General features: G+C 67.4%; 6 protein-coding genes. 2 read left to right on the top strand and 4 right to left on the bottom strand.

Going from position 1 to position 9,502, the window contains the following annotated elements; all coding sequences use genetic code 11:
• Positions 1–133 precede the first annotated feature (133 nt).
• Positions 134–1,021, bottom strand: coding sequence for a GlxA family transcriptional regulator (locus B2W22_RS19905; protein WP_254595002.1), 888 nt, complete (start codon positions 1,019–1,021; stop codon positions 134–136).
• 90 nt (positions 1,022–1,111) lie between these two features.
• Here B2W22_RS19905 and B2W22_RS19900 point away from each other — a divergent pair, with 90 nt between their 5' ends.
• Positions 1,112–1,786, top strand: coding sequence for a DJ-1/PfpI family protein (locus B2W22_RS19900; protein ID WP_175124147.1), 675 nt, complete (start codon positions 1,112–1,114; stop codon positions 1,784–1,786).
• Between the two features lie 166 nt (positions 1,787–1,952).
• On the opposite strand, the gene B2W22_RS19895 is transcribed toward B2W22_RS19900, so the two are convergent.
• Positions 1,953–2,435 (bottom strand): Lrp/AsnC family transcriptional regulator, encoded by a 483-nt coding sequence (locus B2W22_RS19895; RefSeq protein WP_105238374.1) that lies wholly within the window; start codon positions 2,433–2,435, stop codon positions 1,953–1,955.
• Between the two features lie 132 nt (positions 2,436–2,567).
• Here B2W22_RS19895 and B2W22_RS19890 point away from each other — a divergent pair, with 132 nt between their 5' ends.
• On the top strand, positions 2,568–3,200 hold the full coding sequence (locus B2W22_RS19890) for a LysE family translocator (protein ID WP_175124148.1): 633 nt from the start codon (positions 2,568–2,570) through the stop codon (positions 3,198–3,200).
• A gap of 258 nt (positions 3,201–3,458) precedes the next feature.
• On the opposite strand, the gene B2W22_RS19885 is transcribed toward B2W22_RS19890, so the two are convergent.
• Both B2W22_RS19885 and cydC read right to left on the bottom strand, forming a co-directional pair.
• Positions 3,459–5,345: an ABC transporter ATP-binding protein gene (locus B2W22_RS19885; protein WP_175124149.1), complete on the bottom strand. Its 1,887-nt coding sequence runs from the start codon at positions 5,343–5,345 to the stop codon at positions 3,459–3,461.
• A 456-nt stretch (positions 5,346–5,801) separates the two neighbouring features.
• Positions 5,802–9,410 carry a thiol reductant ABC exporter subunit CydC gene (gene cydC / locus B2W22_RS19880; protein WP_175124150.1) on the bottom strand — a complete coding sequence of 1,203 codons (3,609 nt, stop codon included), beginning with the start codon at positions 9,408–9,410 and terminating at the stop codon, positions 5,802–5,804.
• Positions 9,411–9,502: the final 92 nt, after the last annotated feature.

Here is a 9,502-nt window from a genome sequence, read left to right as displayed (position 1 = left end):
TCCGGACCGCAATCGTGGGCGCTCGTGCCGACGGGGACCGCGGCGTCGGGCGACCTACGAAGCTCGGACGCAGCCTTGCCGTTATCGCCGCGGACGCAGCCTCACGGCTATTGCCGCGGACGCAGCCTCACGGCTATTGCCGCGGACGCTTGTACACCGGACCTACGTGTTGCTCGACGGCCTTCCTCGTCATCTTCCCCGCGCCCTCCAAGGCACCGGCGCGCTCTTCGCGCAGACGCCGCAGCACTTCGGCCGGCGTGACGCCGAAGTGTGCTGCGAACTTGCGCTGGAAGGTGCGCCGCGACATGCCGCAGGCGTCGGCCATGTCGTCCACCGACCAGCGCGCCGACAGGCGTGCTTCCATTTTTTCGACCAGTTCGCGGAATGGGGCGGCCACGCGGTCCTGCAGCCGCAGCGTCTGGCTGTACTGGCGTTGGTCGCCGTTGCGGCGCATGAAGACCACTAGCCGCCGCGCGACCTGCTGGGACAGCGCGGCGCCGAAGTCGCGTTCGATCAGCGCCAGCGCCAGGTCGATGCCGGCGGTGACGCCCGCGGAGGTCCAGTATTTGCCGCTTTCGATGAAGATGCGATCGTCATCGACGCGCAGGCCCGGGTAAAGCTTGCGCAGCCGGTCGGCGGAGCGCCAGTGCGTGGTGACGGCGCGGCCATCGAGCAGGCCGGCGGCGGCCAGGATGAATGCGCCCGTGCAGACGCTGCTGGTGCGGCGTGTGCCGGCGTCGCGGCGGCGTAGCCAGGCGCGCGTTTCGCCGTGCGCCGCGGCGCGATCCACGCCGGCGCCGCCGGGCACCAGCAGCATGTCGATGGGCGCGTCGTCGTCCGCTTCGAAGGTGCCGTCCACTTGCATGCGCAGCCCTTGTTCCCAGGTGGTTACCACCGGCGATGCCGCGATCGTGTTCAAGGCATATAACTGGCGGCCCGACTCTTCGTTGGCCGAGGTGAAGGCCTGCCACGGTCCGGCCAGGTCCAGCGGCTGGAAACCGTCGTACAGCACGAACAGCACGCGTTGTGGCGCGATTGGCGCGCTTTCTGGCGCACCGCGCGGCGCGCGTTCGCCTATGCTGGGTTCTGGCGTTTTCATGGGAGCAACGTCATGAAGGTGAATATCGTCTTGTTCGAAGGGCTGACCCAGCTTGATATGACCGGGCCGTACGAAGTGCTGGCGAACGCGCCTGGATTTACCGTGGATTTTGTCGCAAAAACGATGGAGCCGGTGCGCTGCGACCGGGGGTTGCGCTTCGTACCTACGCAAACGATCGACTCGGCGCAGCCTTGCGACCTGCTGGTCGTGCCGGGCGGACCGGGCACGGACGACGCCATCGTCGACCCGGCGTGGGTGGATTTCACCCGCAGGCAGGGGCAGGGCGCCAAATACCTGTTCGGCATCTGCACGGGATCGCTGCTGCTGGGTGCGGCCGGGCTGCTGCGGGGTAAGCGGGCGTCGAGCCACTGGCGGGCGCGGGAACTGCTGGCGCGCTTTGGGGCCACGCCGAGCGACGAGCGCCTGTGTGTGGACGGCAATGTGTTCACGGCCGGCGGCGTGACGTCGGGGATCGACATGGGGCTGAAGGTGGTGGCGTCGCTGTGCGGCGAGGATGTGGCGAAGCTGATCCAGTTGCAGATCGAATACGATCCGAAGCCGCCGTTTCCGGGCGGCACGCCCAAGACGTCCGAGCCGGCGATTGTGGAGCGCTATCTGGCGATGTCGCAGGCGCGATTCGAGCGACGCAGCGCGGCGGTGGATCGGGCGGCGGCGGCCATGCGGTGAGGCGGTGAACTTGGCATGAAGGGGGCGATTCGGCCGTATCGGCGGCGGCCATGCCGCGGGGGTGAGGTGGCGCGACGATAGCGATGCCGTGGCGGCGAAGTTCATGCCGTCACAGCGGTGCCCCTGTCTTTGAAGAGGGGTCGCATAGCCTTTATCGCTGCGCCGCTCACCGCCCCAGATGGTCCAGCGGCAGCGGGCTCTGCGGCTTGACCGTCTGGATCGCGAAGTTGCTGCGGATGTCCTTGACGCCGGGCAGTTTCAGCAGGGTATGCAGCAGGAACTGTTCGTATCCGCGCAGGTCGGGCACCACGACCTGCAACAGGAAGTCGGACTCGCCGGACACCAGATGCGCGGCGATCACTTCCGGCAGCGCGCTGACCTCGTTACGGAACATTTCGGCGTCGCGCTCATGGTGGCGCTCGACCTTCACGCCCACGAATACCGTCAATCCCAATCCGACCTCGTGCGGATCCAGCCGCGCTTCGTAGCCCTGGATGACGCCGGCTTCTTCCATCATCCGTACGCGCCGCAAGCAGGGCGAGGGCGACAGGCCGATCTGGTCCGCCAGCTCCACGTTAGTGAGCCGGCCGTTCTTCTGCAGCGCCTCCAGAATCCGGCGGTCGTAGGCGTCAAGTTGGCGTTTTGGCATAGATGTGAGGCATTTAGGCTTGGGTTGGTGGGTTGTGCCAGGAATGGTATCCAAGTTGGCAAGAATGGCAAGCACATGCCAGCCCCTTTTTTCTAGAATCTCGCCATTGAAAACTTGCGGTGGAGCGCGGTCATGGCCGATATGGCGTTGTTTCTGGGAGCCTTGCTGATTGTGTACGTGGTGCCCGGGCCGGACATGATCCTGCTGCTGGAAACCGGTCTGCTGCGCGGCCGCGGGCAGGCGCTGGCGGTGGCCGCGGGCTTGGCGATTGCACGTGCGGCGCATGTGACGCTGGCCGCGCTGGGTCTGGCGGCATTGTTCAAGACGCACCCGTGGGCGTTCGACGCGGCGCGCACGGTGGGCGGCTGCTATTTGGTGTGGCTGGGGATCCGTCTCTTGCGCGCGCCGCTTGCCGTTCCGCCCTTGGACGGGGAGGGCGCACCGCGACATGCTGGCTGGGGACCCGCGCTGATGAGCGGCGTGCTCACCAATGTGCTCAACCCCAAGGCCTTGCTGTTCTGCTCGGTGCTCCTGCCGCAGTTCGTGTCGCCGGAGCGCGGCCCGATTGGCCAGCAGTTCGCCGTGCTGGGCGTCATCCTCGTCGGACTGGGCCTGACGTTCGACGTGCTGTGCGCGCTGGCGGGCGGCGCGGTAGGCCGCTGGATGTCCGCCAGCCCGCGCGCACAAAAGATCCAGAGCCTGGTCTTCGGCACCGCCCTGATCGGCTTCGGCCTGCGCCTGACCTTCGCCAATCGCCCGGCCTGAGGTGCGCGGCACCTTGTCGGGAGTTGGACAACCATGGTTTTCCAAGACCGAATGAGGTGTCAGACACCCGTGGTTTTTTAGGACCAAATGAAGTGTCTGATACCCGGGGTTTTGTAGGACCAAATGAGGTGTCAGACACCCGGGATTCTGTAGTACCAAATGAGGTGTCAGACACCGGCCTTATGTGTCGAAATTCGCAACAAAATAAGGCCCGGTGCGCAATCGCACCGGGCCATATTGCTTAGCACCGCACCTGCTTTACTTGCCGAAGGCGAACGACGCTGCGTCGACCTCGTCAGCCTTGGCGGGCGGCGGGACGGCGCCGTCTTCCAGCAGTTCCGCGGGATCCAGTCCCTTGGTCAGCTCCAGCGCCTGGCGCTCGAACAGGCGCCGGTACAGGCCGCCCTTCAGGCGGATCAGCGCGTCGTGGCTGCCTTCTTCAATCACGCGGCCATGGTCCATCACCAGCAGGCGGTCCAGAGCCCGGACCGTCGACAGGCGGTGCGCTACGACCAGCGTCGTGCGGCCTTCCATCAGGCGGTCCATCGCGCGCTGGATCAGCACCTCGCTTTCGCTGTCCAGGCTGGACGTGGCTTCGTCCAGGATGAGGATCGGCGCGTCCGCCAGGAACGCCCGCGCAATCGCCACGCGCTGGCGTTCGCCGCCGGACAGCTTCACGCCGCGTTCACCGACGAGCGTCTCGTAGCCCTTGGGCAGCGCCATGATGAAGTCATGCGCACTGGCCAGCCGAGCAGCCTGCTCGATGTCGGCCTGCGACGCGCCGGGGCGGGCATAGGCGATGTTTTCCGCCAGCGTCCGGTGAAACAGCACGGGCTCCTGCTGCACGATCGCGATCTGCCCGCGCAGCGACGCCTGCTTCACCTGGGCGATGTCCTGCCCGTCGATGGTGATGCGGCCGCCGTTCACGTCGTACAAGCGCTGGATCAGCTTGATGAACGTCGTTTTGCCCGAACCCGAGTGGCCGACCAGGCCCACCCGTTCGCCCGGCGCGATGCGCACCGAGAACCGGTCGTACAGCGCGACGTTGTGCGCGCCATAGCGGAACGTCACGTCTTCGAAGCGGATCTCGCCCGCGGTCACCGCAATGTCGCCCGCGCCTGGCCGGTCTTCCACGCCCAGCGGCTGCTTTTCCAGCGACACCAGTTCCTCCATGTCGTTGACCGAGCGCTGCAGGTTGCGGATGTGCATGCCCACGTCGCGCAGATAGCCTTGGAGCACAAAGAACATGGTCAGCGTGAACGTGATGTCGCCCACGCTGGCCTGGTTGCGCGACCACAGCAGCAGCGATGCGCCCAGGATCGAGGCCTGCATGGCGACGAGCATTGCGCCCTGGATGCCGCCGTTGAACGTGGCGCGGATCCAGGTGCGGCGCGTGCGGCGGCGCCACTTGTCGATGACGCGGTCCAGCCGCGCTTCTTCACGCGTCTCCGCGCCAAAGGCTTTGACCACGGCATTGCAGCTGACCGCATCGGCCAGCGCGCCGCCCATGCGCGTATCCCAGGCATTGCCCAGGCGCGCGGCGGGCGCCACGTACGCCAGCGACAGCGTGGCGGTGACGGCGATGTAGAGCACCGAACCCAGGCCCACGACCAGCCCCATCAGCGGCCAATGCGCGCCCAGCAGCGCGGTGGCGCCCACCAGCATGACGACCGACGGCAGCAGCGCCACCAGCAACGTGTCATTGAGCAGGTCCACCGCCCACATGCCGCGCGTGATCTTGCGCACTGTCGAGCCCGCGAAGCTGTTGGCATGCCAGTCGGTCGAAAAGCGCTGTACGCGATAGAAGGCATTCGAGGCGATGCCGTTCATCATCTTCAGCGTGAAGGTGATGATGTTCTGGAACACCGCCTGGCGTAGCAGCGTCCCGCCCACGCCTAGCGCAACCAGCAGCCAGAAGGCGGTGATGGCGGCGGTCCAGGCAAGCTGGTCGCCGGCCGCGCCCGACGCAACCGCGTCGACCAGGCGGCCGGCGTACATCGGGGTCAGCACGTCGGCCACGGCGGACAGCAGCGCCAGCGCCACGATCACGACGATGCGCAGCGGCTGCCGGGCCCAATAGCGGAAGGTAAAGCCCAGGACATCCTTGAAGGCTTGTCCTCGAAAATCGATTTTTTTTCTAGCCATTGCCATGGCCTGGCGGCAGTAAACACGCCAGGTTCCTTGTAAGGAAAGAGGAAAAACACGCCGTGCGCCGGAAGGGGCGCTGGCAACTGCGTTAAGGGTTCAAATGGGCACGGCGGACCGGTCGCCAGGTAGTGAACTGGCGATGGTGCCGCGCGGGCGACGACTTAATGGCGTCGCGGGGACACGCGCGGGACGGCGTTCGGCATGGGGTACATCATGCGGCCTCCCTGTCGGTGGGTGAGGGGAAAAAAGGAAATGGGCGCGAGGCCCGAATTGCCGATTCTATCCAAGTGATGTAGGCGAATCAACGGGCCGTGCGTGGGGACGGAATGCGGTGTCGGTTTTTTTCAACGCGGCGGATGCGGCAAAGGTGCGCGAAGCTGGATGCGTCGCAAACGCTGCGATCAAGACGGTCGCAGCGGATCAGCGGGCACAACGAGCGACGCGACCGCCGTGCTAGCCGGGCAGCGACGCCGCGCCCGCAGCGGTATACCCGCCCTGATGGCTTGCCAGCCGCGCATACACGCCTTGCTTGCGCAGCAGTTGGTCGTGCGTGCCGGACTCCGCCAACGTGCCGCGGTCCAGCACCAGAATCAGGTCGGCATCGCGAATGGTGGACAGGCGATGCGCAATCACCAACGTCGTGCGGTGGCGCATCAGCACGTCGAGTGCGCCGCGCACCTGCATTTCCGACAGCGTGTCCAGATGCGACGTGGCTTCGTCCAGGATCAGCACCGGCGCGTTCTTCAAGAAGGCACGCGCAATCGAGATGCGCTGCCGCTGGCCGCCCGACAACTGCATGCCGCGCTCGCCCACGCGCGTCGCCAGCCCCTCGGGCAGACGCTGCACGAAGTCGGCCAGCGCCGCCTGTTCCAGCGCACGTATCAGATCTTCGCGGCTGGCCTCGGGACGCGCCAGCCGTATGTTGCCTTCGAGCGTGTCGTTGAACAGATACGTGTCCTGTGTGACCAGCGCCACGCGCTCGCGCAGGCCGTCGAGCTGGAGTTGGCGCACGTCCACGCCGTCCAGCTTGACTGCGCCTTCGCGGGGATCCCAGAAGCGCAGCAGCAGGCTGGCCACTGTGCTCTTGCCTGCGCCCGAGGCTCCGACGATGGCCACCGTGGCGCCGGCAGGCGCCGTGAAGCTAAGCTGCCGCAGCGTGTCCTGGCGCTTGCCGGGGTAGGCGAAGCTGACGCGCTCGAACGCGAGCGACAGGCCATGCGGCGCCACCGGCGCGGGCAGGGGGCCGTCCACGACGGGTTCGGGTTCGTTGGCCACCACGTGCAGGCGGCGCGTGGCGGCGATGGTGTCGGCCAGTTGCCGGCTGACCTGCGAGATCTCGGACACCGGCAGGAACGTCGCCAGCGCGATCAGCACCAGCAGCGGCAGCATGCCGGCTTGCAGCGTACCGGCCTGCACCTGCAGCGCGCCCACGACAGCTACCGAGAGCCCGCCCAAGCCCATCGCGATTTCAAACCAGGCCGTCTGGCGCGACAGGTCGCGCAGGATGGCCAAGCGCCGCGCCCGATAGTGATCGGCGACTTTCAAGAACTGATCGCGGCGCCGGCCCGTCGCCTGGAAGGCGGTCAGGTCGGCCAGGCCCTGGATGGTGTCGGTGGTGTGAGCGCTCATTTCACCCAGCGCCTCGCGCGCCTTGTCGCCCAACGCATCGACGCGGCGCCGGCCGCGCACGGGAGAGACCAGCGCATAGGCCAGGAACGGCAGCAGCGCCAGCGCCACCGGCCAACTGTAGAACCCCAGGAAACCCAGCACGGACAACGGCACCAGCACGGACACGATGGCCGGCGCGATGGTGTGCGCGTAGAAATACTCGACCATCTCCACGTCCTGCGTGGCCAGCGCGACCAGATCGCCCGAGCGGCGTTGCAGCAGGTACGCGGGCGCCAGCCGTTCGAGCTTGTCGTAGAGCTTGACGCGCATGTCGGCCAGAAGCTGATAGGCCATCGCATGCGCCAGCCACGATTCCAGCCAATGGAACAGGGCGGCCAGCGGCGCGGCGATCAGCAGGCCGACGATCAGCGCGGTGGTATCGCCACCGTCGCGGATCGCGGCCACGATCAGGGCGCTGAACACGCCCACGCCGATAAAGGCGGCGACACGCGCCACGCCCAGCAGAATGGTCGCGATGAGCGTGCCGCGCCATGGGCGCACCACCGACAGCAGGGTGCCCAGTGTGGCGCGCCAGCCGACGTGATCGGCATCCGCGTCCAGCGACCGCAGGGCCGGACCGGGCGCGTTGCCGTCGTCGGGCTCAGCGGCGGGATTGCCCGCCGCCTGCTGCGCCGAGGGCAATACGCCTGCGGCCGGGTTGCGGTGCGCGGCCGCCTGTTCGTGCATCAGGCGGTAGTACAGCCCTTTCTCGCGCATCAGGTCGGCATGCGGTCCGGCTTCGGCCACTCGGCCCTGGTCCAGCACCAGGATGCGGTCCGCGCCGATCACGCTGGCCAGCCGGTGCGCCAGGATCAGCGTCGTGCGGCCGGCCATGAGGCGGTCCAGCGCCTGCTGGATCAGCGCCTCGTTCTCGGTGTCGACCGACGACAGCGCCTCGTCCAGAATCAGGATGGGCGCGTCGCGCAGCAGGGCGCGGGCGATCGCCACGCGCTGGCGCTGGCCGCCCGACAATTGCAGGCCGCGCTCGCCGATGCGCGTGGCGTAGCCGTCCGGCAGCGCCATGATGAAGTCGTCGATGTTGGCGGCGCGGGCGGCGGCGCGCACCTCATCAAGCGTTGCGTCGGGGCGGCCCAGACGCAGGTTGTCGTCGATGGTGCCGTGAAATAGCGTGATGTCCTGGCTGACCAGGGCGATGTGTGACAAGAGGAACTGCGTGTCCAGCGCGTTGACGTCGTGCCCGCCCACGCGGACCGCGCCGGATTGCGGCACGCATTCGCGCAGCAGCAGCCGCACGATGGTGGATTTGCCCGCGCCGCTGGGGCCGACCACGCCGACCCGTTCGCCCGCCGCAATGCGGAACGCCAGGCCCCGGTGGGCGGCGCGTTCGGGCGTGTACGAAAAGGCGACGTCGTCGAACTCGATGGTCGGCGCCAGGCGCGCAGGGCCCGCTTGCGCGGCGCGCGCGTCGGGGGCGGGCGTCAGTGGCTGTGCGTCCATCAGCGCGTGAATGCTGGCGGCGGCCGACTGGCCCAGCATGCCCCGGTGCAGCACCGCGCGCAGATCGCGCAGAGGGCGGAAAATCTCGGTGCCCGCCATCAGCACGATCAAGAGCGCCTCGACGCTCATGTCGCCGGTGGTCACGCGCCAGGCGCCCAGCGTCAGCGCCAGCGCGGCGCCCAGCGCCACGCCCAGGTCGCTGATGCCGCGCGTCAGCAGGCTGACGGACAGCACCCAGAACGTGTTGTCGGACAGACTGCGCGCGCGGGCGGCAAGCCGCTCGCCCCACGCCTTGCCCTGGCCATACGACTTGAGCGTGGGAAGCCCCTGGACCGCGTCCAGGAACTCTTCACCGAATTCGTTGAGCGACCGGCTGCGCGCCAGGCTGGCACGGCGGTCCAGCATGTGTACGGCCATCGGCCCGAACAATGCGAAGAGCGCGGCGGCCAGGAAGACGAGGGCGGTCGGCACGTCCCAGAACGCGATGACGGCAAAGATGGCAAAGGGTGCGGCGGCCGCGATGGCGACCTGCGGCAGATACTGTCCGAAGAAGGTCTGCAACTGTTCGACGCCGTCCACCACAGTCAGCATGACGCCACCCGTGCGCTGGTTGGCGAACCATGCCGGTCCCAACGCGACGATGCGGTCGTACAGCTTCGCGCGCAGCGTGTGCTGGATGGCAGCGGATGTGCGGTTGGCCTGCACCGTGCGCCAGTCGTCCAGCAACGCCCGCAGCAGCACCATGGCCGCCACGCAAAGCGCCGGCATTGCCCATTCCTGCCACGGCGCCCCGTCGAACACGCGTGCGAGCAGCTGCCCCAGAAACACGTACCGCGCAATCCCGGCCGCCAGTGCCAACAGGCCCAGAAAGATGCCGCCCGCCATGCCGGCACGCAGACCCTCGGTCAGACGCCACAGCCTCGAATCGAAATACATAGCATTACTCCATCCAGAGCCTGCATCGTCCCCGATCCGGCGCGCGCGCGAAAGCGATGAATTTTCAATCAAGGGTTGAGATAAACTCAACC

It is taken from the genome of Achromobacter sp. UBA4530 (genome assembly GCF_002388205.1).
Classification (GTDB): Bacteria; Pseudomonadota; Gammaproteobacteria; order Burkholderiales; family Burkholderiaceae_B; genus Achromobacter; species Achromobacter animicus.
The sequence above is the reverse complement of the archived record's forward strand: the minus strand, read 5'-3'. Positions and strand labels throughout refer to the sequence as shown.

Coding starts and splice junctions, on each gene's coding strand:
- B2W22_RS19900 (WP_175124147.1), top strand. CDS start 1,112: ATGAAGGTGAATATCGTCTTGTTCGAAGGGCTGACCCAGCTTGATATG.
- cydC (WP_175124150.1), bottom strand. CDS start 9,410: ATGTATTTCGATTCGAGGCTGTGGCGTCTGACCGAGGGTCTGCGTGCC.
- B2W22_RS19890 (WP_175124148.1), top strand. CDS start 2,568: ATGGCCGATATGGCGTTGTTTCTGGGAGCCTTGCTGATTGTGTACGTG.
- B2W22_RS19895 (WP_105238374.1), bottom strand. CDS start 2,435: ATGCCAAAACGCCAACTTGACGCCTACGACCGCCGGATTCTGGAGGCG.
- B2W22_RS19885 (WP_175124149.1), bottom strand. CDS start 5,345: ATGGCTAGAAAAAAAATCGATTTTCGAGGACAAGCCTTCAAGGATGTC.